Raw genomic sequence first — 24,222 nt, 5'->3', positions numbered from 1 at the left:
TTAGGGTTTACAAACTTTTTATTACGCGTTCAGTTGCCTCCAACGTTCTGTCTATATCATCCTCCGTATGCGCAAAGGAGATACTTCCTTGTTTAATTGGTGCCGGGAAATTGAAAATCCCTTCTTTAATAAGCTTTTTACGATATTGGGTATCCAGTTCAAAGTTGTGGTTATCCAAAATATCATGAAAATTGACTGGCGCATGGTCCATAAAATATGTACAGAAGGCAGATCCTTGACGTGCGACATAAAATGGTACGCCTAATTTAGGAAATATTTCGTTATATCCCTGCTCCAAACGCGCACCAAGTGCTTCTACGTGCTCATAAACTCGATGCTCAGAGCTGCCTAATTTTTTCAATGTTGCTATCGCCGCCGCAGTCGTTAATGGAAAGGCATTAAAAGTACCGGCAATCATCACCCGCTTCGACTTATCAGGATCCACAAAGTAATCCATATATTTTTTCTTGCCTGCAATAACACCCAATGGGTAGCCGTTTGCAACCGCCTTTCCGAAAGTTGAAAGATCCGGCTGAATACCACAGATCGACTGATAGCCCCCCAGCGCATGCCTAAATCCAGTTTTCACTTCATCAAAGATCAACAGAAATCCATGCTCGTCCGCCATCTTGCGTAAGCCTTCCAGGTAACCTTCCTTTGGCTTTACAATACCGATATTCTGAAGAATAGGCTCCAACAAAATACAGGCAACATCGTATTTTTGAACCACATACAGCACACTTTCCAAATCGTTGTAGTTGACAATGTGTACTAAATCGCTGTGATTTTTGGGAACACCAGCACTTAATGAATCGAATGGATATTCCCCCGGGCTTTGATATGAGCCAACATCTGCACGCTGACTGATCACATTGCAGGCCACATCGTTATGCCAGCCATTGTACCCCCCCTGCATAACAATCACATGATCACGCCCTGTTACCGCACGGGCAATACGGATCGCATGGTAAGTCGCTTCCGACCCTGTCGTTGTAATCTGAACGCTCTCCACCGAAGGAACAGACTGACAAAAAAGCTCCGCAAACTCACCTTCCAGTAACGTTGGCCCAGCCCCCATCAATACCTGCTGCTCCTGCAATGTCTGTAACACTGCGGCGTTCACATCAGGATCATTATGCCCCAGAAAGGATGCTGCAAATCCAGCCTGATAATCTATGTAGCTGTTCCCGTCAATATCTTCGACCAAACTACCATTCCCTTTGACGAAGCAGATATTCGGATCTGACTTCCGATTTAACGATACCACTCCACCGGGTATCCATCTTGCATTCTCCCGCAGTATCGCGGCTGATTTTTCATTTTCTTGCATGCCTATTAAAAGTTTTGCTATTTGTTATTGTTATAATTGGACGATCACCGCCACACATGTTGCAGTCATCAATAATTTGTATTTAAATACACCTTATTTTATGTATACCAAATTACAATATTTTTGTATACATTTAAAATAAATTTTAAAATTTTTAAAAATGAACATTCTCATTGAAGGACTTCTTTTTCCAGAAGGCCCCGCTTTCGACCGGGAGAGTGGAATATGGCTTGTGGAGAAAGAAGCAGGAAACTTGGTCTATTACAAAGACAATCAGTATAGCAGAATAGCTGTGAACGGACATCCCAACGGAATTGCAATCGACAAAAACGGCATAATATGGTTTTGCGACTCACAACAAAACAGCATCCGTTGCTATGATCCCTTCGACAAAACCACGACGACAATAGTCACGGAAATCGCAGGGAAGCCATTAAAAATGCCCAACGACTTATGTTTTGATACTGAAGGGAACCTACTATTCTCCTGCCCGGGAAGTGACCTGGAAGATGGCACAGGCTACATCTGCTGCCTACATAAACATGGTGCGCTTACGAAGATCCACACAGGCCTTTTTTACCCAAACGGATTGGCCTTTGCAGCAGACAACTGCACACTTTTTGTCGCTGAAACAGGCACAAAATGGATCTGGAAAATGCACTGGAACAGCTTGACACAACAGGTAGAAAACATCGAAAAATTCATAGAAACAGGCGGTAGTATCGGCCCGGACGGCATAGCTCTCACGAACGACAATTATCTTTTTGCAGCGATTTATGGATCGCAACATATCCTATCCATTGACACCAAAAACAAGACGATCGAGAAAATACCTACGCCGGGGAAGAATCCAACAAATTGTGCTTTAGACCCAAAAGGCATTCAGGGACTTATGATTACAGAAGCTGAAAAAGGGCAATTGTTGCAGTGGGACAACACAAAAAAGGGTCTATTGTAAACAATAGACCCTTTATAAAAATCAAAAAAACATTAAACCAGTTCCAAGGCTTCTTGCTCGCCCCGATCCAAATGATGAACCAAGGTGGTATAAGCTTTATTCCAGTCATCCGCTTTCAGCGCATCAACAATAGCGCGATGCTCCTTCTCCGTATCCAGGTAATCTTCCATCTGCCCCATAATAGCCCCAAGCTTCATATGGAATAAGGGGATGTTACTATTCTTGTAAATAGAAATCAACCTTGAATTGCAAGTTCCCTCAATAATCCGCTCATGAAAACGAACATCCGCCTCGCAAGCACCACCATAATAGCCTTTACTGACCATGTCGGAAAAATCGTTGCAGATCAGTTCCAAATCTTCGATAAGCTCTTTACTTTTCTTTGAAAACAGAATCTTTAATGCACCTATCTCCAACAGCTCACGCAGCTCACGAATATCCTTCACATCTTCGACCGTCATTTTCTTCACAAAGCAGCCACCTTTTTCACCAAACTCAACCAGACTCTCCCCTGCTAAACGCATAAAAGCCTCACGAACAGCCACTCTACTCACCGCCATCTTATCCGCCCAAGCACTCTCCACCAATCTTGCCCCGCCAGCCAGCTGACTAGACAAAATTTTCTTACGTACTTCTAAATAAACTTTATAGGCAAGCGAATCCTCTTTCATATTGTATACAATTTTATGCAAAAATAAGAATACAAAATCATTAAAAAAATTTAAACAATGTATTCTTTAATTAATCTTTCCCTCTTGGGCTCCATACTGTCTTCCCGGCGACAAATAAATAGTTTCGGCTTTAGATTTCCAACTGGTTGTATGATTCCCTTTCAGGACATTTATATTAAAGCTACTATTTTTTAATGAACTTTTCATATTCCAGAAACCATCTTTCAAACCGACCACAACAACTTCATACTGTTGATCTCCCGGTACCACAAATTCAATGGACTCATCAAGATATTGATTTGGTTTGGCCACCACCAGTAAACGATCAGCCACTCTTATGAGGTAATAATTCGCCTTTTCCTCCGAATACACCGGTAATTTTGAAGAGCCACTCTCCGTCATCTGAAAAACCGAAGCGTAACTGGCCTGATCACTTTCCTGCTTGGGTGAAACCATAATCCGTGTCCCCCTAGCTTCTGGCCATGGAGACTTGACCTGATAAAGATCACCAAAAACAAAAGCAGTCGAATCACCCGAATACAATTTCACTGCACACTCTTTTAACTGAGGCTTCAGCAAATCAACATAAGTAGAACCGGCTGCGTTTTTAAATTTACTGGTCAACACAAAACCTGTTTCACTTCGTACAGGCTTTTCAAGCGTATTGATCTGCCAATAAGGTTCGAATTTCTTATCATTGGTCTTAAGCTCATCCAATAAGACAATGACAGCAGGCACATCCTTTCTTTTCAAATTCAAAAACAGGAAACTTTTTGCATAGGATTTTACTTTAGCAGTATATGCCGCTGCTAGATCCATATTGAAATAGCTATAGCTCGGCTCAATGGGATCGCTACCAAATGCGGATGCCCTGATCTCTCCGGTATGGTACCAGGAATCATTTAACACCTCGTCAACCGTGCGCGGAAAACGCTGGCTAAACCGAGTCCCACCATCGTTTGTTTTGGTCCTGAATAAAAGCGGTTCCGCAGGATCACGCACCAACAGCATACTGTGTGCAACCGAACGCTTATTAAAGTTAAAATCATAAGGGGAACCATACGATAGATACAGCCCAAGATCACCAACCTGAATACCATGATGATAAATCTGCAGTGCACCTGCATCGGCATGCTGATGATTGCCGAAATGATAACCGCCCCCCTTGATTTCTGCAACCACATCGGAACTTCCGTTCTCTTCGCTCCAGCCTGTCCGGGCAACCATAGACCCTAAAATAGGTCCAAAATCTTTCGTCAACGGCATTTTCTCGCGATCAAAATCAGGCTTCAATTTCGGATCATCCAAGAGGAGAAACAAGATTGGATTGTCGGGCAAACCGCCCTGCTTGACAAACTCAGCCTTAATTACCGGATTGCCTGAATAGGCATAACAAAGCAGCATGGTCTGTGGATTTTTCCAATAAAAATCAGCACTGCTGTTGTACTTTACATTGAACATATCGCCGTCGCGTAACATTTTTCCGTCAGGCGTGCGCATATACAGCCAATAATAGGGCATATTCTTGATATTATCGTCAAAAACCGGATAACCGAGCATGCGATAATACAACCAGGCTCCATGCATTTCCCACCCAAAGCGATAGCCACCGTAATCAACACCTTGATTATGGCGCGGAGACTGATACTCAAACTTGCGCATGGGCACCAACTCTTCCAAAATAGAATACGAAGTATACTTGTAAGGTACCGGATCCTCGTCATATAAAGCAATACTCATTGCCAGCAGATCGCGCGACACCTGCGCCTCATTGCCATGCCCATTGATAATACTTTCGATACCAAAAAAGGGAGGCCAGCCAATTTCCATATCTTGCGCCAGACGCATCATATTTTTATGTAAACTGGTCTTAACGTGCACATCCAATAATGCGTAGCACCAGTCATACACCAGTGCACCCGTATAAATTGCACGTCCCAACTCGCGTGTAATATCACCATAGGAAACATTCCCGAACTCCAACATTGTCAAGTATTGATCGGCCAGCCTGACCGCTTCCCTGCCTATTTTTTCGTCACCGGACATGAGGTAATAAAACGCTTTTGATTCAATAGCACGCTCGAGCTTTTCATCGTAAAACATTTCCTTATTCGGATCAAAAATAAATTGAACAGGTTGTTGCGCAAGTGTTTTCACTTTCCCCCAAGCTTCGAGATGCTCCGCTTCTTCCAACCGCCCCTTAACGACCGGCAATGATTCTTTGTTAACCCATAGCCTCGGGTGACCTGCAGGAGGAACAATCTTTGGTTTATAATTTTCTGCTGCAGCTGGCGCAACCGGAGGTACAAATACATTGATTGAAACAGCTTTAATCTTAAAATAAGCCGGCAATTGCATGCCGACCATCTGCTTCCCTTTCTCAAAATAAAATTTACCAAGATCTTGCTTCGCACCTTTAAAGCTGTCAAATACGATCCGTTTGGTCGATCGTGCAGCGCGAACATCAATCGTCGCATACAGCGTCATCATACCTGTTTTATCTGCCGCCTTAATTTTATCCAAATCGGTAACCTCACCTTCAGAAACCAAGGTATAGACACCAGCCGTCGGAACATCCACCTGCACCTGCAGGCGCTGTCCATTTCCCTTTATCGAAGTAACCTTTGCCTGCTGCCCATAGGACGTTCCAAGGATCGCCATAAAAGCGATCCCTAGAAAAGTACCTTTAACTTTTAGCCATATCCTTTCACCCATATCTTTATTTTACTTGCAACCTTTTTACACTGATCTTCATTTCTTTTGTCGTATTATTTACGCTATTGACAAATACATAAGCATTGTATTTACCATCAGCCGTTTGCAGCCATATTCCTGATTCAGCTTTTAAATTAATCGCAAAATCTGGCGCATCTACGAACGATTTATCTTTCAAATCCACATCGTCCACAAATACACTGTATTGCAATCGTGCCAATTGTTGATCGCGCACCGTCCAAGCCTTCACGATCTTCGTTTTATTTGTCAGACCCACAGGTAAGGTGAAGCTCGGCAAATAACTGGCATCCGTCGTGGGAGCAACCAAAGAATGTGCGTAAGTCACCGTTGGCAACGCCCGGTACAAATAGATCAAATCGATCTTATCCGGGTTTGCTGCCGCTTCGGTAGCAGTATACCATTTTAAGTCAGCCACAGAAAAAAAGCAGGCCGCGCCGTCTTTCCCGATCAGGTCCAAGGCCATATCCATATTACGAATCGCATAAGCTTCGGTCTTCAAGGCAATTTCCTGCCCATTACTGGACCTCGCCCTAAACGTAAAAGTGACCGATTTACCTTTTGCTGCTGCCGGTATTTTGTAGCTATAACGCAACGTTGAAGCGGAGGTATCTTTTGTAAATTTCACCTCCATGTTATTCCCATTTACTGTAGCAGGGTCGCCAACAACAACACCTATATCTACCCCCGTACTACTGGTGTAGTACGATTTGTTTTCAAGTACAGTACCCTCATCACCCGCAATACTGGCTTCTACAGAAATTGATGTAAGTTTCCCCTGATCTGGCAAAATCGCCGCAGCATAAGCAAAATCTATGGTAGCCCCAACCACATTTGGCCCTAAAGAGCGCTTAATAATATCGTTTTGCAAACCATCTTTTGCTGTTGGAATTTCATAAGCTTCTTCTTTACAAGAACCGAACAACAAGAGCCCAAATCCGATGGACAACAGCCCTATTTTTAAATAATTTGTTTTCATCAGCTTACTTATTTTTGTACTGTCAAATAAACTTTATACGTCTTACGAACCTTTCTATTTCCAGACACGACAGTCCATTCACGTGGCGTATCCAAATTGGAAAAATCTTGTTTTCCTAAAATCTTAGGATCTAACACCGCATCGGTGACCAATGAAAACTGTGGGTATAGATTTTTCAAATCCGTACCAAAGAGCACCTCCACTTTTATGGTTTGCTCAACGGTATCCACCAACGCAGCTTTTGTCCGTACCGTCTGAAAATCGGCGCCCAACAGTTCAAAACTACTGACATAACATTCCGACCTGGTCGTGATCAACAAACCATCTTCATCCATTGGATAATCATCCTTACAACCGGACAAGCTAACGAACAGCATACCGATTAAAAATAATGTATATTTCATTTTATTACAGTCAAGTGTTACCATATTATTTCCAAGGTATATTTTGTGTTAAATTCGGATTCCGCGAACGTTCTGTTTCCGGAATTTGATAGATATAACACTTTTGATAAGTCAATTCAGACTCATTGAAGAAAAAGCGTTCCCAATTATTTCCAAAACTATCCTGGAACCATTTTCCATCACCATAAGGTTTGCCAAACACTGTTTCCAGTTTACGCCATCTCCTCAAGTCAAACGCACGCTGTCCTTCGCCAAACAACTCAACAATTCTTTCCTGCTCTATGGCATCAAAAAATGCATCACGAGACGAGGTTTTAGCTCCAGCAAGCGCAGGTAGGTTACCACGACGCCTGACCTTATTAACCAAATCAATTGCATCCGCCTGTGGACCACCAATCTCATTGGTTGCTTCAGCATACATCAGGTATACGTCAGCAATGCGCATCAAAGGCCAATTGTAATTTCCATCACTACGCGCCACACCACCATAATTGCGCACAAATTTACGCGATTGTAATCCCGAGAGATTTGTGGTATTATCGGTAAAGGAAGTTTTGTAGGAGACACCGTTAACTGTCACCGCAGCTCCCCAAGTTTTGTAGACAAAGGGAATATAACCTGTGGTCTCCGTAGGGCTCATACTCATAATCAATTCGTAATCCCACAACAAAGTCGCTTTCATGCGATAATCGCGATTTCGGTACGATTCAGGGTTCACCGCTGAATTTGCCGTAGTACGTGCTGCAGGATTTTTCACTGGATCTAGCTGAACCATCTTTGGCAAGAAATCTCCCGTAATGGTAGATTGATAACGGTCAGCCAATTCATAGCGCGGAATCGCTTGATTCTGCCCTAAAGACACCAATGGCCCCGTCCATACCCGCTGGTATTCCTCACTTTGTTTTGTTCCCACACCACCATGCGTCAGTACCATGACCATTTCCTCATCTTGGCTCAAGTTGCCCGTAGAAGGTATAAACATATAGTAATAATTTGGGAGCACATCAGCCTTCCCCAATTCACCCCATTGACCTGGATCACCATTTCTAAACATTTTGATTCCAAAATCATTGATCACACGTTTAAAATCCGCAGCGGCCGCAGTATATGCCGTTTTAGCCTCTGCAGCAGATTGTACAAATCCATCCAATTCAGGCCATCCATTTTTCTTCCACGAACCCCAATACAATTGAAACTTACCACGAAACGCCAATGCAGCAGGCTTACCGGCACGGCCAATTGCAGACCCCTTGTTGGGCAATTTGTCCACCGCATAGTTCAAATCAGCCATAATAGAATCCTTCAGCTGTGCAATAGGCATTCTCCGCACCGTATCAGCCTCTATGGGAGCTGGCGCCGATTTATAAAAATAAGGCACATCACCCCATAGGGAAATCAATCTAAAGTATGCAATGGCGCGCAACAACTTTGCCTCCGCCACGATAGTTTCCAGGGTTTGTTTTACAGCATCAGTTTTTGCTACGGGCAACAAACGCGCATTGGTATTTTCGATCACAAAGTTAGAACTGAATATAGATCCATACAATGCTCTATACATTGCCGATGCACCGGAGCCATAATTCATCGGACTATTGACCGTTAATGAAATAGGCGCCGCTCCAGTATTGTACATTTTAAGGAAATCTCCATGCCCATCAAAATGATAGTCGCGATCAAAACAAGGTCTAAATATGGAATAGTTCGCCATTAACGCAGCAAGTGCGTCATTTTCGTCCACCCAGAACGTTTCGGAGCTTGGCGTTGTTGTTGGATTCTGATTCAACAAATCTTTGCGGCACGCGGACAAACCAAGAAGCAGCAAAGAAGAAATAAACAATATGTTATATATCGATTTCATAAGTTCAAATATTATAAGTCTACATTCAGTCCAACCACAAAACTCTTCGTCATCGGATAAGCATCATTGGTATAGGTACTTTTCTCCGGATCTAAGCCTTTAAAGCTCGTCAATACCGCTAAATTATCTACCGAACCAAATACACGCAACTTCTGAATACCCAGCTTCATCAGTAATTCTTTCTTAAAAGTATAGCCAAGCTGCAGATTTTTCACCCTTAAATAAGACATGTTTTGCAGCCAAAATGTGCTCAAATACGCATTTGGACTCGTTGATCCTAATGTACTTGGAAGCAGCTTAGGATAATCAGCATCGCGATTGTCCAGGCTCCACATATTATTCCACTGGTCCTCAGTAATAGCCTGATTTGCCGTTCCTAAAAAGTTCGAATTCGCTTTGTTCATCCAAAATTCCTTTCTTCCTGTGGCAGCCTGCAACAGGAAAGAAAAATCAAAACCTTTGTAGTCTACCGAACCTCTAAATCCGTAATTCACCTTTGGCCTACCCAGTTGATAAGCTGGATATGCCACACGGTCATTCGCATCCAATTTGCCATCACCATTGACATCTTTCAACAAAATATCTCCTGGAGAAGCGCCCTGAGGAACAGCATTATAGACATCCTCCCAAGACTGAGCAATGCCCAACGATTCGAAAGCATAGATAAAATTATAAGGCATATCAATAAATACCGAACCTCTTTGCAACTGCTCATTCCAAGACAGCAGCTTGTTCTTGTTATACCCAACATTAAAGTTCAACATGTAACCCACATCTCCCTTTCGGTCATTCCAGGTAACATTTGCTTCCAGCCCTTTATTCATCATATCACCAATATTACGTCGGGGGGCAGTGAATAAACCCGTCAGATGCATAGATACATCCGAAGGCCTGTTCATACCGATCGTCTTTCTTTCGTAATAATCCAGCTCCGCAGTCAGTTTATTTTTAAAGAATCCAAGATCCAAACCCAAATTAAACACGCGTGTCTTTTCCCAAGTAAGGTCATAGTTGATCAGTTTCTTATTGATCAACCCTTTGACAACAGACCCTGTTCCTGTACTATTGTCAATCAAATAATAAGGACTAGAGACCAAAGATTGCTTCTGCTCATACAATCCGACACCACTATTATTTCCCAAAGAACCATAAGAAGCTCTAAATTTGGCCGAACTCATCCTGATCTTTTCCTTAAATGCCGACATAAATACCTCGTCTGAGATCCGCCAGCCCACTGCCGCAGACGGAAAAAAACCATATTGATCACCCGGCAAGAAACGTGAAGAACCATCTACCCGGAAGTTCCCTTCAAACATATACTTTCCGAAGGCCGTATAATTTAATCGTCCAATATAAGAACGCAAACCTTCTGCCGATGATGATCCCGACACATTTTGCACGTCTTCAGAAGCGCCATCAATTTCATGTAGACTAGGGTGCAAACGATCTAAGCGACTACCTGCTAAAACACGATTATTCCAATATTCTTCTGAATACACGGCCAAAGCAGAGAAATCATGGTTAGCGCCAAACTTATGATCGTAACTCAATTTAAAATTCAGCTGGGTTTTGTAATTGTTCCGGTCTGTATTATATATCCCATCATTTGTCGGTACAAGATCCCGGATAGACAATCCCGTCCGGATGTTATATAATTTTGTCGGCATATCTGCCTTCCATTGAAAACGCGTATCATAATTTAGGGCATAATCCACTTTAGCCTCAAATCCTTTAAATGGCTTCCAGTTTAAATAACCATTCACCAAAGCCTGCTTTTGATTCATGTGGTTTTGGTTGCGCGTCATGTAATCTGCATAAATATTATTGGCCTGCGGACTTTCATTGTAAGACATTGCACCGCCATAAAAACCGGTAATAGGATCATAAGGCAATATACCTGCTGGTGAGGTAAACAGATCCATCCCACTTGTCGAGTTGGCAGTCATACCGTCTTCGTAGTTATAACGGTAATCGGACCAGTTTCCGGAGAACCGCACCCCAGCACCGATGGTATTGGTTACTTTTGTTTCGAAGTTAAATGCAGCGTTATAACGTTTAAAATCATTATTGATCTGTATCCCCTTCTCATCCAGCATACCGACAGACAAATAGTAATTATTATTTTCAGTTCCTCCATTAATGGAAACATTATAATTCCCACTTTGACCATTGCGGAGAATAACATCCCACCAATCGGTACTTGGATATAATCTTGGGTCGATCATACTTAAAGCCAACCATTCGTCGATGGTTCCATTCTTAAAATTGAATGCAGATGCGGCCGTATTATAGGCTTGTGCCCTTTGAGTAGCCGTCATTGCTTTCGCATAATTATTGACAAAATCAAAAGAGCGGGTAGGTTTCACCAGCGATTTGTTGGCACTAAAGGAAATAGCCGTCCTACTGTTTCTTTTACCAGACTTTGTCGTGATCAATACAACCCCATTGGCCGCTCTGGAACCGTATACTGCAGCGGAAGAAGCATCTTTTAGTACGGTCACACTTTCAATATCATTCACATTTACACGGTTCATATTGACATCGGGCATTCCATCGACCACGATCAGCGGTCCAGCACTGTTGACCGTCCCCAATCCCCGGATCAAAAGATCCGCTGCATTATTTCCGGCCATTCCGGAGTTTTGACTTACGGCCAAACCAGGAATAACACCTTGCAATGCATGCGAGGCATTGGAAAGACCCCGACTCGAGGTCGATTGATCAAAATTAACACTGGCCACAGCACCGGTCAAGTTGCCTTTTTTCTGCTTACCATACCCCACCACAACAACCTCATCCAGTGCATTTTCGCTCGCATCAAGCACCAAAGCCTGCACATCTTTCCCCGACACCACTTTTGTATTAAAACCGATTAACCGAAATTGAATCTGATCTGAAACGGACCCCGTTAATTTAAAACGACCTTCTTGATCCGTAACGGTAACAGTTGCATTTTTAAGGTTACGCACTTCTACACCGGACAGTGGCTGCCCTTTGGCGTCCAGCACCTGCCCGACAAGCTGCTGCTGAAATTTAGCTAAACCCGACGAAGGGTTTAAAACATCCGAGATCGGAATCTTTCCATTGTTAAGGGAAGAAGGTACATTTGCCAATGCAGCCATCGAAATAAAAGGTAGCCCCACCAAAAGGCAACTCCTGTTTATTACATCCCGGATTTTAATCTGCTTTAGTATCATGAATACTCAGGTTAAAGTGGTTAAATAAATGATTTATAAGCTCTTTAGTTTATTGGTATTTTTTCAGGAAACATAACACTCGACCCTAATATGGTCTAAATTGCATTTCCTTAATTATCATAGTGAATACAATAATATATATTTTTTGTATACAATTCAATATTTTTTTTACTTTTTTACAAAAATAGGGTGGCTAACACATTCGTGACAATTCCAAAACACCGCTCTTTTAGCTGTGTAATTATAAACTAAATCGTATTTACTTTAGGCTGATAAAATATTTTTGTATACAATTTTACTTATTTTTTGTATATTTATTTTTATTCAACTACATTTGACTAACCAAATAAATCAAAGGAATAACCGTAGATCCTATATGAAAAAACAAACCTATATTTGGCTTGTATCGCTGGTCCCGCTACTATCCTCCTGTTCTTCCGAGACGGAAAGAGAAAGTAAGCCAATAAATAACATCCAACTGGAGCACAGCATACTATCGCTATCAAAAGAAGCTACAAAACTCCATGTGCCATGGGATTTACAATATGACCGGATCAACGATGCCATTCTGTTTTCTGAAATCGGAGGAAGTATACGAAGACTGGATACAAAAACAAAAGCTGTTACTTTGGTGGACAGCCTCACCGACGTTTACCACCAGCGCACGTTGGGACTATTGGGAATGGCGCTGTATCAACCCGAACAGCAACAGGCCTATCTTTACCTTTCTTACACCAGCAAAAAGGACAGTCTCATTTTCTCTAATTTATATCGTTACGATTATAATACGACAGGCACGTTGTCAAACCCAAAATTGCTTTTACAGATTCCTGGAAACACGGGACACAACGGTTCCAGGGTTATTGTTTCGACAGACAAAAAAGTGTATTGGGCTACAGGAGATGCCGCAAGTGATACCTTTGCACAAGACAGCACCTCATTAAATGGCAAAATCTTACGCCTCAATCTCGACGGGAGCATCCCAAAAGACAATCCAATTGCAAATAGCTATGTCTATGCATGGGGATTTCGGAACATGCAGGGACTTACCCATGATCCAAAAGGCTTAATTTACACCTCCGAACATGGCGATGCCATCGAGGACGAAATCAACCTGATCCAACCTCTAAAAAATTATGGCTGGCCGCAGATTGAAGGAATGATTGACACGGAAAAGGAAAAAGCTATTGCCAAAAACTCCCCAAGACAGGAGCCCATTAAATCGTGGACCCCAGTCGTTGCACCATCCGGAATGGCGTATTACGGTTCTAATGTTATCCCTGAATGGCAACATAGTCTATTGCTTTCGACTTTAAAAAATCAGTCTTTACGTATCCTAAAATTATCCGCCGATGGTCAACAGATCGTCGATGAGAAAATCCTATTCAAAGATCAACTTGGCCGGCTAAGGTCCGTATTGGCCTTACCCAATGGAGACATTTATTTCTGTTCAAGCAACCGTGACTGGAATCCGCAAAAGGGGTTTCCAAAACCCGATGACGATGTGATCTACCGCCTCCGTATTACCGATAAAGCCTCTGCACCAATGATTAAACCCCTTGCAGCCAACACGGCCAACTCCCCTGCCAAAAGTGGTCAGGCATTATACGAAGCCTATTGCGCATCCTGCCATAAAGCAGATGGAAAAGGACTTACAAATACCTTTCCTCCATTAGCCAATTCATCTCTTGTCAAAGGCGACCCAGCACCGCTATTGCAGGTTATCCTCCATGGACTGAAAGACAAAACAATAAACAACGTCAAATACGAAAGTGCAATGCCATCTTTTTCATTCTTGAAAAATGAAGAGGTCATTGAAATCACCAATTATATTCGCACACACTTTGGAAATTCTGCCCCTAAAATCAATCAACAGCATTTAACCTCATTACGATAAATCTCATGGAAAATAACCTCGAGCCAAAACCCTCTTTATTGAAAAGTTGGCTATCCATCTTGGGTCCCGGCATCATTACCGCCGCCCTGGTTTTCGGGCCCAGCAAAATGACCATCACATCAAAAATGGGTGCAGACTATGGCTTCTCTCTATTATGGGTTGTCGTCGTCGCCATCTTTTTTATGATGGTTTTCACCAATATGGCGGCACGTATCGGTATCGCGAGAGACGAATCTTTACTTGTTTTAATTCGCCAGAAATTTGGTAAAACAACGTCCATCATCATTGGCCTCGGAATCTTCCTCGTTGCAACCTGTTTTCAATCGGGGAATGCGACAGGTGTCTCTATTTCCGTTTCGGAAGCCACGGGGACAAACCCCAAAATATGGATCATCGTTTTTAATGTAATCGGTATCCTACTGTTGTTCTTCAAGTCTTTCTACGCGCTATTGGAAAAGCTTATGCTTGGACTTATCATCCTGATGTTATTTGCCTTTCTTTCCACCGCGATTATGATAAAGACACCCGCACAGGACTTTTTCTCAGGTTTTATTCCCAGCATCCCTCCTTCATCAGTAGGCTTAATAATTGCTTTTACGGCTTCTTGCTTTTCGATTGTGGGTGCATTTTATCAAAGTTATCTTGTTCAATCAAGAAGAAAATTATCGACCAACAAACAGCGTACTGAACGACAGATAATCGGTAGCCGAATAGGTATTATTATTCTTGGCATCATGAGTGCAGCCGTCATGGTCTGTGCGGCAAATACGCTTCATCCCCAAGGGATCAAGTTAAATTCTGCCGCTGAGATGGGCCGTGCACTGGAACCGCTTTTGGGAACCTATGCTTCACACCTCTTTTTTATCGGTCTCTTCGGTGCCTCCTTTTCCTCCTTGATCGGCAATGCCGTATTAGGCGGATCCTTACTGGGCGACACCTTTGGCTTCGGCAACGATCTCAATCACCCTAAAGTGAAACTCTTTATTTCTTTGGTCATGATTTTTGGATCTGCCATCGCGCTTATCTTCGGAAATCTTCCCTTGGAGCTTATTGTTTTTGCGCAAAGCATCACCATTTTTTTAGTCCCCTTTATCGGTATTATCCTCTTTCTGATCGCAAACGACAAAGAAATTATGGGCGCGCTCAGAAACAGCCCCTTAACGCGGTTATGGGCTATACTCGGACTTATATTACTCGTTTTTCTTGCATTTAGTAATCTCTATAATTTAATCAAATAATTCAGACATGGACCATAACAATTTAGCGGAATTGGAACAGCAGCTGCTTGCACCATCATTAGATCTAATTGAAGATATAAAAAAGATACAAGGTGATATCCTTTTCCTAGGTATTGGCGGAAAAATGGGGCCAAGCATGGCAAAGCTAGCCATGCGGGCCATTCAAGCTGCAGGAATAGACAAAAAGGTCATTGGTGTTTCGCGTTTTTCAACCAAAGAACTTCAGCAGGAACTGGAGGATCTAGGCATAAAGACAATCGCCTGCGACCTACTGAATGAGGAAGAACTCAAAAAGATCCCGCAGGTCCCGAATGTCATTTACCTCGCAGGACATAAATTCGGCACCACGGGAAATGAAGATTTTACCTGGGCGATGAATACCTATCTTCCCGGAATGGTGGCTTCTCATTTTCAAGATTCCAACATTGTTGCTTTTTCTTCGGGTAACGTACTTCCATTTGTACCGATAAGCAATGCCGGCGTTTCTGAGGAAAGAACTCCGGAGCCTGTCGGCGAATACGCGCAATCCTGTTTGGGGAGAGAGCGTATATTCGAGTATTTTTCGAAGAAAAACGGTACACCTACCCTGATCTACCGATTGAATTATGCGGTGGATTTTCGCTACGGTGTGCTCGTAGAAATTGCCAAATCGGTCAAAGGGCAGCTCCCGATAGATTTGACAACCGAAAACGTCAACGTCATCTGGCAGGGAGATGCCAACGAAATTGCCTTAAGATCATTACTGCACTGTCAGTCTCCAGCCAAAATACTGAATGTCACGGGACCTGAAATCCTTTCTACACGATGGATCGCAGAGCGGTTTGCCGAGCATTTCAACACCAGGCCGATATTTGTAAATGAACCCGCCGGAACCGCTTTACTAAACAATGCCTCCGAATGCCATCGTTTGTTTGGCTATCCGAAAACAACCATACGCGAAGCGATAGACATTACAGCCAAATGGTTGACCCAAGGCGGCGAACTATGGAATAAGGACACGCATTTTCAAGAACGAAAAGGAAAATTCTAATGAAAACTTTAGACAACAAATTACAACAGTTGCTTTGGGAAGGGACGGTAATTCCGGCACACCCCCTTGCCTTAAATAAGGACCGCAGCATTGACGAGGCACATCAACGGCTCCTGACTCAATATTACATAGCCAGTGGAGCCGGTGGAATCGCCGTAGCTGTACATTCAACCCAATTCGAAATCCGTGACCCCGAGATCAACCTTTTTGAAACTGTATTGAGATGGGCTAGCGAAGAAGTCGAGAAAGCGGAACTCCAACGACCATTTATCAAAATTGCAGGCATCTGCGGTGCCACAGATCAAGCTGAACAGGAGGCAACGACTGCACTTAAATACGGTTATGATATCGGGCTTTTGAGTATGGGCGGCCTGCAGAGCTGGACGGAAAATGCCATATTAGATCGAGTCAGAGCAATAGCAGCCATTATTCCTGTCTTTGGATTCTATCTTCAACCCGCCGTTGGTGGCCGTATTTTCTCCTATTCCTTTTGGCAGCAGTTTGCCGAAATCGACAACGTCGTCGCTATCAAATGTGCGTCGTTCAACCGCTACCAGACATTAGACGTTATGCGTGCTATAGCCAACTCCAGCCGGCGAGATCAAATTGCCATGTACACGGGCAATGATGACAATATTGTCAACGATCTGATGAGCGTGTATAATTTCCCCGTAGCTGGGGAAAACGTCGCCATAGAATTTAAAGGCGGACTATTAGGCCACTGGGCTGTTTGGACGGCAAAAGCTGTTGAACTCCTTCAGGAAATAAAAACATATAAACAGGACCCCAATAACCTCCATGCGAGTCATCTCCTAAGCAAAGCGATTGCTGTAACAGACAGTAATGCAGCTTTTTTTGACCCAGCAAATGCATTCCATGGCTGTATACCAGGCTTACATGAGGTGCTCCGCAGACAAGGCCTGATGAAGGGTATCTGGTGTCTAAACCCCGACGAAAATCTATCCATCGGACAGCAAGAAGAAATTGATCGTGTATATAAAGACTACCCATACTTAAACGACGATGAATTTGTCAAGGAATTTTTAAAATCGAGATCCTAATAATCGCTTCCTTATAGTCGCTTCCTTTTATAAGGTCTCATCACCTGGGCTAGTCATGGCTGACGAGGTGATGGGACCTTTCTTTTTGTTCCAATTCATATTTTACGAATCAATGACCGACTAAGAGAAATAGTATCCAACATGAAATGTTTGATTTTTATAACTTTGCATCATGACAACTTCCGAAAATATTATTGATTTCTATCAACGGGTATTTCGAGAATCCAATTACCCAATTGGCTCCTCGTCCGAACAAATTTCTCATTTTAACGTATTTTCACGTGAGCATTGTCCTTTAAAATCACCTTACAACAGAAAAGATTACTTCAAAATATCCCTCATGATCGGCCAGGGTCAATTGCACTATGGCGATCAATGGATCCCTATTGACCGTCCCGCACTTGTATTTTCAAGTCCGCTCGTTCCCTACTCTTGGGAAACAGACAATCCGGATCAAAAGGGATGGTTCTGTCTTTTTACACAAAAATTCATTCAGGAAGACAAACATTATAACCATAACATTCTCGAAAGTCATTTTTTCAACCCAAGTGGTAGCCCGGTCTATTTCTTAACGAACGAGCAGGTCGATCTTTTCGATCACATTTTTCAGCGTATGAATACGGAACTACGATCTGATTTTCCGTTCAAATATGAAATTATCCGAAATCAGTTACAATTACTCGTTTTAGAAACGTTAAAACTAGCGCCAAATGAGGGTATATCACCTTACCAAAACGCAAATCAGCGTATTTCCCATCTTTTCCTAGAACTATTGGAACGTCAATTTCCGATTGACACAGAAAATTTACTTCGTTTTAAAAATGCAACGGATTACGCGCAACAGCTCAACATCCATGTCAATTCGCTAAACAGGGCTTTGAAACAAAATACAGGAAAAACTACGCAAGAACTCATCGCACTGCGCATCACACAGGAAGCAAAAGCACTGCTTCAACATAGCAGCTGGAACATCAATGAAATCGCTTATGCCTTAGGTTTTGAAGAACCGGCGAACTTCAGTAATTATTTCAAAAAACATGCTGGTGTACCACCTTTAGCCTTCCGCAATAAGTCTGTTTGATTTTCACAATAATTTGTTTGAATTCTATATCTTTCGAAACAGGCAATGAAGCTACTTTTGTCGACATCATATTTACAGGGCCAAGGAGAAAAAGTGGCTGGCAACGTAAACGTCCATAGAGACGGGTAATTTAAAAAATTAAAGGATGGAAAAAAACACTAAACCACAGCAATCTTTTATCCCGACGATACTAGCATTTGCACTTGTTCCGATTACGGGACTTGCCACCGACATTTATCTTCCGTCAATGCCACAAATGGCACAGGAGCTTGGCTTGAACGAAAGCAAAATCCAGTTAACACTTTCGCTTTTTCTAATCAGCTATGGTGTTGCTCAATTCTTTACAGGAGCATTAGTTGACGCTTGGGGAAGATATCGCATCAACCTGATATCTCTTTTCCTTTTCATTGTCAGTTTCTGGATCACAGCAAGCACGCAAGATATTTGGGTTATTTACCTGATGCGCATCCTTCAGGGAATCTTATCGGCATTTGTGGTCATATCAAAACGAGCCTATTTTGTGGATGTCTATGAAGGCGAGCAGCGCAAACACTACCTCAGCATTATGACCATCGTCTGGTCGATCGGGCCGATTGTCGCTCCTTTTATTGGCGGCTACCTCCAAACACAATTTGGTTGGCGTTCTAACTTTATGGTTCTGGCCGTTTACAGTGCCGTACTTTTCATCCTTGAACTGATCTTTTCCGGCGAAACAATCAAACAGAAAAAACCACTCCATATCAACTACCTGATCGGCGAATTTAAAATGATGCTTAAAAGCAACGATTTTACGTTCGGTATACTCATGTGCGGCATATCCTACGGTCTCGTCATGTTCTACAATCTCAGTGGTCCTTTTTTTATTGAACATCAACTGGGATATAGTGCGATTACAACCGGCTATACCTCACTTATTATGGGCTTAGCTTGGATGTGTGGTGGTTTTATTGGTAAAGCCCTTATTAAAAGAGCCTTGGTTCCAAAGTTGAGAATCGCCAATTTTATTCAGATCAGTCTGATTGTCTGTATGCTGATCGTTTCACCTTACCTGTCAAACCTATATACATTAACATTTTTCGCATTTGCTGTACATTGCACTGCAGGATTTATCTTTAACAATTATTTCAGCTACTGTTTAGGTAGGTTTCCATTGTCGGCAGGTATTGCCGGTGGATTGGTTGGCGGAATTACCTACCTCCTTACTTCTTCACTCAGTTACATCACCGTAAGCTTGGTAAACCCTTCTTCGCAGTTTCAAATTGGATTAGGTTATGGCATATTTGCGCTGTTGGGATTGACCATTTTATACGTTATTCATAAGCTGGTCAAAAGCGTATAAGCTATGCGCTGGTTCTTCCAGCGACAGCGCAACAACATCCTGTAGCTGACCAGCCACAAAACAGTTTTTAAAAGGTGAATTATTTTTAAAATAGTATTAAAAACAACTATATTTGTAGCATCATAATTTAGGTTTATAATTGGTTATTGAAGGTTTTCATTCTCCCCGTTTGAAAACCTTTTTTTTTTGCCTGCAAAAAAAACTTCGGTCTGCTTTTAGGGCTGCTTATGCTTACCAAATTAGGAAGACCTTTGCTTATTTTTTAATTGCTGCTTTCCTTGATACCGAATTTTTCAACATAGGTACGTGGACTCTCCTTATAGAATTTCTTAAATGTTTTGCTAAAATACTTTGGATCATTGAACCCGACCTGATAAGCCACTTCACTGATACTCAAACCAGTATCGTTCACTAAAATATAGGCTGCTTTCTTAAGACGTACCATATTAATAAATTCAACCAAATTCAGTCCTGTTTGCTGCTTAATCTTGCGGTACAAAACAGAGCGGCTCACGCCGATGGCTTTTGTAAGATCCTGCACTCCAAAATCTTCACAGCCCAGATTTTCTTCGACAACCTTCAATACCTGATCCAAGAAACGAGTTCTTTCAGGCAGATCTGTTCCCTGTGCTCCAAGAAGATAATTCTGCACAAATTTTTCCTCCAATCGTTTCCGCGTCTGTATGATGTTTGAAATTTTCTGAATGAGATGCGGCATGCTGAAGGGCTTGGTAATGTAATCATCTGTACCGATTTCAAACGCCTCTGTGATATAAGGATCAGCTGTACGGGCTGTCAAAAGAATCACAGGAATATGATTTGAACTACTATCGTTTTTAATCTGCTGCAAAAGTGTGATTCCATCACAGTTGGGCATCGTTACATCTGAAATGATAATATCGGGCTGTCTTGCTTGCACCAATTCCAGCGCCTCAATACCATCATTAGCTTCTAAAACAATATATTTTTTTCGTAAGTTTTCACATAGAAAACAACGAAGCTCCACATTGTCCTCGGCAACAAGTATGATTGGCTTATCTTCATCCGATACAGAAGGCTCTATTTCTGTTTTTATAGCATCCACATGTGGCATATCGGCATCTGTAGGGTCTGAGCATACCGTCGCTACAGTACCGTCTAAAACCATGAGTTCTTCGATGCGGACATTCCCTTGTGGCAGGCTGATCCGAAATACTGTATTGAAGTCTGCCGGCTCCTGTGCCATATTACTTTCAACAGTGAGTTTTCCGCCGTGCAGATGTATGATCGAACGACAAAGTGCCAAACCTATTCCGCCATTGGTAGCCGACAGGCCTTTTGCATTGGCCTGATAAAATTGTTCAAATACAAAAGGTATATCTTTGGCTGGGATTCCACGCCCAGAATCCCAAACGGAAACAAGCAATTTCTCCAACTCGCCTTCCCCTTCTAGCTCAACCTGTATCTTTATTTTACCCCCCTTGTCCGTAAATTTAAACGCATTATAAATCAAATTGACAAGGACTTTTTCAAATTGCTCCGGATCAAAACCTCCAACATAATCAGGGCTTACCTTATTATCCAGGAAAAACTGAATATTATTTTTCTCGGCAATAAAGTAAAAATTCTGGCGAATGTTTTCCAAATACGTAGCAACATGAACCTTTTGGCAAAACAATTTCATCTTTCCGCCTTCATGTTTTCTGAAATCAAGCAGCTGATTAACCAGATTCATCAAGCGATCCGCATTTCTTGTTGCATAACCGAGGTGCTCCTGTGCATATGCTGAAAGCGAGCGATCGTCTTTTAATTGATTTAACGGTCCAATAATTAATGACAATGGCGTACGGAATTCATGGGAGATATTGGTAAAGAAATTCAGTTTTGCTTCATGAAGCTCCTCCTGTTTTTCCGAATCTATTTTCCGAATCAAAAGGTCTTGTTTCAATTTGTTTCTACCGTGGAAAAATCGGATAACCAAAAAACTGGCCGCAGCAAAAAGAAGAAAATAGCCGCTATAAGCCCACCATGTCCTCCATGGCGCTGGCAGCACTTTAATCTTCAAGACCGTTGCTTTTTCGTTCCATACCCCGTCGTTGTTGGCCCCTTTTACCCAAAGCTCGTAAGTACCGGGGTCTAAATTGGTATAAGTAGCCACGGGATTGCTCACATAATTCCAGTCTTGGTCAAAGCCTTTTAGATAATAAGCATATTGATTTTTCTCCGGATGAACATAATTCAATACACTGAATTCCAAACTAAAAACATTTTGATTGTGATCAAGAATTAATTCATCCATCATGGATATATCTTTAGGGATAACACCATCGAGGCCCGGAAGAACTGTTTTATTGAATAATTTCAATTCCGTAAACTGAATGGGGGGAATGTAATTATTGACACTTAAACTATCCGGATTAAATAGGGTGAAGCCCGAGAAGCTTCCAAAGGCAAGTTTTCCATCCCGCAACATTGCTGCTGCATTTTGAATATACTCGTTACCCGGAAGACCATCGATCTTCGTATAGGTTCGTACATGACCAGATAGGGGATCGAAACAAGAAATCCCTGTATTTGTGCTCAACCACAATTTGTTTTTCAGATCACTTAGAATAGCAAAAACATTGTTGATCGGCAATCCGTTTCGCTCATTAAACCTTTTGAATGCTTTCTTCTCTGGAAGATAAAGATTCAGCCCGCCCATATACGTACCGATCCAAATATGTCCTTTCCGATCTTCATGGATACTCACAATATCATTTCCGCTAATTGAAAGGGAATCCTTCTTGTCATTTAGAAAAGAAACAAATTTATCGGTCCCTGCTAATTTTAGATTTAAACCATTTGAAGTACCAATCCATAGATTACCTTTTGAATCCTCTAGTAAAGCGCGCACCATATTGGAACTCAACTGCTTTCTTGCAACGTTAAATGTCTGGAAAGTTCCTACTTTCTGGTTTTTACGAAGTACCTGTAGTCCTCCGCCGAAAGTACCAATCCAAATATCGCCATTACGATCCTCTAAGATCGCATACACATTATTATTTGCCAGGCCATTACTTACATTGGGATCGAAACGAAAATGTTCATAGCCTTGCTGCCCCTTTCGTCTTAAATTCAACCCACCATCATAAGTACCTACCCATAAATTCCCTTCCTTATCCAAACAGATAGACTTCACATTATTATGACTTAGGCCATTCAGGTTATTTTTATCGTGACGTTCACTAAAAAAAGAATTCGTACGCCGATTAAAATAATTCAATCCTCCACCCTCAGTTCCAATCACCAGTTCTCCCATAGCATTTTCAACAAATGCACTCACCACATTGTAACTTAAGCTATTGCGTTTAGATTGATGGGTGAAATTCTGAAAATTAGGAATATCCTTGTCATAAATATTAATCCCTCCAAAGTAGGTTCCAATCCAAATAGATCCCCGCTTATCTTGAAATATAGGGCGAATGGAATTATTGCTTAAGCTATTTGGATTTCCGTCGTCTGCCTGGATAAAAAGTAATTTTCCGTTTTGATAAACATATAGGCCATTGAATGTTCCAATCCAAATCTTTCCATCATCTGTTTTTTTTAAGGACCGCACATCTTGATTGGCCAAACCTGTATGATTGCCCTCTTCGGTTAACGAGGATATTTCGTCTGTATTCTCATTGATAATCCGAATACCATTATATTTTGTACCTACCCAAAATATACCTGGACTAACCTCCAAAACCGCCTGAAACCGTTGATTAACCTTATTATCTACCGATTTCTCTTTGAAGTAAGTCCGTAGCACCTTTAAGCTATTTCCATCTTTCGATGCGGCTTGCATGAGTACAATGGCATCATCGGTACAAAACCATAATCGCTTGCGGCGATCCTCATACATGGTTCGAAAATTACGATAGTATTCTTTTCCCTGGCTTCTTTCAACGGTAATCTCATTGAAGACCAATTCCGCTTCAGGATGCCGGCCCTCTTTAATCTTGTACAAGCCTATATTTGTTGCAATCCAAATCTTTCCATTGGAATCCTGAAAAATCTGGTGAACGTTGACATCCATTTTTCCACTGCTACTCTCTACCGTAGGTAATGGTATACGGATAAAATTGTCTGATTCTCGATTGTATAAATTCAGACCTGTCATTGTCCCTATCCAAAGCCGCCTTTTGTTATCTTCCGTAATCGCTTGAATAAAGTTGTGCTCTAAGGAAAGGCTATCTTGCGGATTACTGCGATAAATCGTAAACTTTCGGGCGTCGTATTTATTTAAGCCATCACGGGTACCGATCCACATAAAACCCAAATGATCTTGGGCTATCGCGAAAACGCTGCCTTGAGACAAACCTTCGTTGACATCCAAGTGTAAAAAACGATAGTTTTTTTCCTGCGCATGCAAAACAGAAATTAAAGCTAACGCACAGCAAAAACAGCGCATAAAAACACGTAATGGCATCATAAGGTATA

15 protein-coding genes are annotated in these 24,222 nt (G+C 42.1%); 7 read left to right on the top strand and 8 right to left on the bottom strand.

Annotation, left to right across the window (positions count from 1 at the left end):
- Positions 1-7: 7 nt before the first annotated feature.
- Complete coding sequence (locus CBM24_RS09190; protein WP_075991900.1) at positions 8-1,330, bottom strand: aspartate aminotransferase family protein; 1,323 nt, start codon at positions 1,328-1,330, stop codon at positions 8-10.
- A 160-nt stretch (positions 1,331-1,490) separates the two neighbouring features.
- On the opposite strand from CBM24_RS09190, the gene CBM24_RS09185 reads away from it, so the two are divergent.
- Positions 1,491-2,288, top strand: coding sequence for an SMP-30/gluconolactonase/LRE family protein (locus tag CBM24_RS09185; protein WP_088160976.1), 798 nt, complete (start codon positions 1,491-1,493; stop codon positions 2,286-2,288).
- Between the two features lie 32 nt (positions 2,289-2,320).
- Here the strand turns inward: CBM24_RS09185 and CBM24_RS09180 are convergent, their stop codons facing one another.
- From CBM24_RS09180 to CBM24_RS09155, 6 genes are read right to left on the bottom strand one after another with little or no spacing between them, the layout of a single operon-like run.
- Positions 2,321-2,980: a GntR family transcriptional regulator gene (locus tag CBM24_RS09180; RefSeq protein WP_232475740.1), complete on the bottom strand. Its 660-nt coding sequence runs from the start codon at positions 2,978-2,980 to the stop codon at positions 2,321-2,323.
- Positions 2,981-3,025: 45 nt separating this feature from the next.
- Positions 3,026-5,674 carry a hypothetical protein gene (locus CBM24_RS09175; RefSeq protein WP_145328608.1) on the bottom strand — a complete coding sequence of 883 codons (2,649 nt, stop codon included), beginning with the start codon at positions 5,672-5,674 and terminating at the stop codon, positions 3,026-3,028.
- Positions 5,675-5,678: 4 nt separating this feature from the next.
- On the bottom strand, positions 5,679-6,671 hold the full coding sequence (locus CBM24_RS09170) for a DUF4466 family protein (protein WP_088160974.1): 993 nt from the start codon (positions 6,669-6,671) through the stop codon (positions 5,679-5,681).
- Positions 6,672-6,679: 8 nt separating this feature from the next.
- The gene (locus CBM24_RS09165; RefSeq protein ID WP_046676362.1) at positions 6,680-7,075 is read right to left on the bottom strand and encodes a hypothetical protein; all 396 of its coding nucleotides are present in this window, start codon (positions 7,073-7,075) and stop codon (positions 6,680-6,682) included.
- A 25-nt stretch (positions 7,076-7,100) separates the two neighbouring features.
- Positions 7,101-8,933, bottom strand: a complete 1,833-nt coding sequence (locus CBM24_RS09160; RefSeq protein ID WP_075991895.1) for a RagB/SusD family nutrient uptake outer membrane protein — start codon at positions 8,931-8,933, stop codon at positions 7,101-7,103.
- Between the two features lie 11 nt (positions 8,934-8,944).
- On the bottom strand, positions 8,945-12,130 hold the full coding sequence (locus CBM24_RS09155; protein ID WP_088160973.1) for a SusC/RagA family TonB-linked outer membrane protein: 3,186 nt from the start codon (positions 12,128-12,130) through the stop codon (positions 8,945-8,947).
- A gap of 376 nt (positions 12,131-12,506) precedes the next feature.
- Between CBM24_RS09155 and CBM24_RS09150 the strand changes: the two genes are divergently transcribed.
- The 6 genes from CBM24_RS09150 to CBM24_RS09125 all read left to right on the top strand — a co-directional run bounded on the left by CBM24_RS09150 (position 12,507) and on the right by CBM24_RS09125 (position 19,776).
- A complete protein-coding gene (locus CBM24_RS09150; RefSeq protein ID WP_088160972.1) occupies positions 12,507-14,027 on the top strand; it encodes a PQQ-dependent sugar dehydrogenase in 1,521 nt (506 codons plus the stop codon).
- A 5-nt stretch (positions 14,028-14,032) separates the two neighbouring features.
- Positions 14,033-15,265: an Nramp family divalent metal transporter gene (locus tag CBM24_RS09145; RefSeq protein WP_088160971.1), complete on the top strand. Its 1,233-nt coding sequence runs from the start codon at positions 14,033-14,035 to the stop codon at positions 15,263-15,265.
- Between the two features lie 7 nt (positions 15,266-15,272).
- Entirely contained in the window at positions 15,273-16,295 is a 1,023-nt protein-coding gene (locus CBM24_RS09140) for an NAD-dependent epimerase/dehydratase family protein (RefSeq protein WP_088160970.1), read from the top strand.
- Positions 16,295-17,356: a dihydrodipicolinate synthase family protein gene (locus CBM24_RS09135; protein WP_088160969.1), complete on the top strand. Its 1,062-nt coding sequence runs from the start codon at positions 16,295-16,297 to the stop codon at positions 17,354-17,356. Before CBM24_RS09140 ends, CBM24_RS09135 begins: the two co-directional genes overlap by 1 nt.
- A gap of 172 nt (positions 17,357-17,528) precedes the next feature.
- Positions 17,529-18,437 (top strand): helix-turn-helix domain-containing protein, encoded by a 909-nt coding sequence (locus tag CBM24_RS09130; RefSeq protein WP_088160968.1) that lies wholly within the window; start codon positions 17,529-17,531, stop codon positions 18,435-18,437.
- Between the two features lie 145 nt (positions 18,438-18,582).
- The gene (locus tag CBM24_RS09125; protein WP_075991888.1) at positions 18,583-19,776 is read left to right on the top strand and encodes an MFS transporter; all 1,194 of its coding nucleotides are present in this window, start codon (positions 18,583-18,585) and stop codon (positions 19,774-19,776) included.
- 262 nt (positions 19,777-20,038) lie between these two features.
- Here the strand turns inward: CBM24_RS09125 and CBM24_RS09120 are convergent, their stop codons facing one another.
- Positions 20,039-24,214, bottom strand: coding sequence for a two-component regulator propeller domain-containing protein (locus tag CBM24_RS09120; protein ID WP_088160967.1), 4,176 nt, complete (start codon positions 24,212-24,214; stop codon positions 20,039-20,041).
- Between the last annotated feature and the right edge of the window lie 8 nt (positions 24,215-24,222).

It is taken from the genome of Sphingobacterium sp. G1-14 (genome assembly GCF_002196555.1).
GTDB lineage: Bacteria > Bacteroidota > Bacteroidia > Sphingobacteriales > Sphingobacteriaceae > Sphingobacterium > Sphingobacterium siyangense.
This window is presented reverse-complemented; position numbering and strand designations above follow the sequence as displayed.

Excerpts from the sequence above, each read along its gene's own strand:
- CBM24_RS09190 (WP_075991900.1), bottom strand. The coding sequence starts at position 1,330 with ATGCAAGAAAATGAAAAATCAGCCGCGATACTGCGGGAGAATGCAAGA.
- CBM24_RS09185 (WP_088160976.1), top strand. The coding sequence starts at position 1,491 with ATGAACATTCTCATTGAAGGACTTCTTTTTCCAGAAGGCCCCGCTTTC.
- CBM24_RS09175 (WP_145328608.1), bottom strand. The coding sequence starts at position 5,674 with ATGGGTGAAAGGATATGGCTAAAAGTTAAAGGTACTTTTCTAGGGATC.
- CBM24_RS09170 (WP_088160974.1), bottom strand. The coding sequence starts at position 6,671 with ATGAAAACAAATTATTTAAAAATAGGGCTGTTGTCCATCGGATTTGGG.
- CBM24_RS09165 (WP_046676362.1), bottom strand. The coding sequence starts at position 7,075 with ATGAAATATACATTATTTTTAATCGGTATGCTGTTCGTTAGCTTGTCC.
- CBM24_RS09160 (WP_075991895.1), bottom strand. The coding sequence starts at position 8,933 with ATGAAATCGATATATAACATATTGTTTATTTCTTCTTTGCTGCTTCTT.
- CBM24_RS09155 (WP_088160973.1), bottom strand. The coding sequence starts at position 12,130 with ATGATACTAAAGCAGATTAAAATCCGGGATGTAATAAACAGGAGTTGC.
- CBM24_RS09150 (WP_088160972.1), top strand. The coding sequence starts at position 12,507 with ATGAAAAAACAAACCTATATTTGGCTTGTATCGCTGGTCCCGCTACTA.
- CBM24_RS09145 (WP_088160971.1), top strand. The coding sequence starts at position 14,033 with ATGGAAAATAACCTCGAGCCAAAACCCTCTTTATTGAAAAGTTGGCTA.
- CBM24_RS09140 (WP_088160970.1), top strand. The coding sequence starts at position 15,273 with ATGGACCATAACAATTTAGCGGAATTGGAACAGCAGCTGCTTGCACCA.
- CBM24_RS09135 (WP_088160969.1), top strand. The coding sequence starts at position 16,295 with ATGAAAACTTTAGACAACAAATTACAACAGTTGCTTTGGGAAGGGACG.
- CBM24_RS09130 (WP_088160968.1), top strand. The coding sequence starts at position 17,529 with ATGACAACTTCCGAAAATATTATTGATTTCTATCAACGGGTATTTCGA.
- CBM24_RS09125 (WP_075991888.1), top strand. The coding sequence starts at position 18,583 with ATGGAAAAAAACACTAAACCACAGCAATCTTTTATCCCGACGATACTA.
- CBM24_RS09120 (WP_088160967.1), bottom strand. The coding sequence starts at position 24,214 with ATGATGCCATTACGTGTTTTTATGCGCTGTTTTTGCTGTGCGTTAGCT.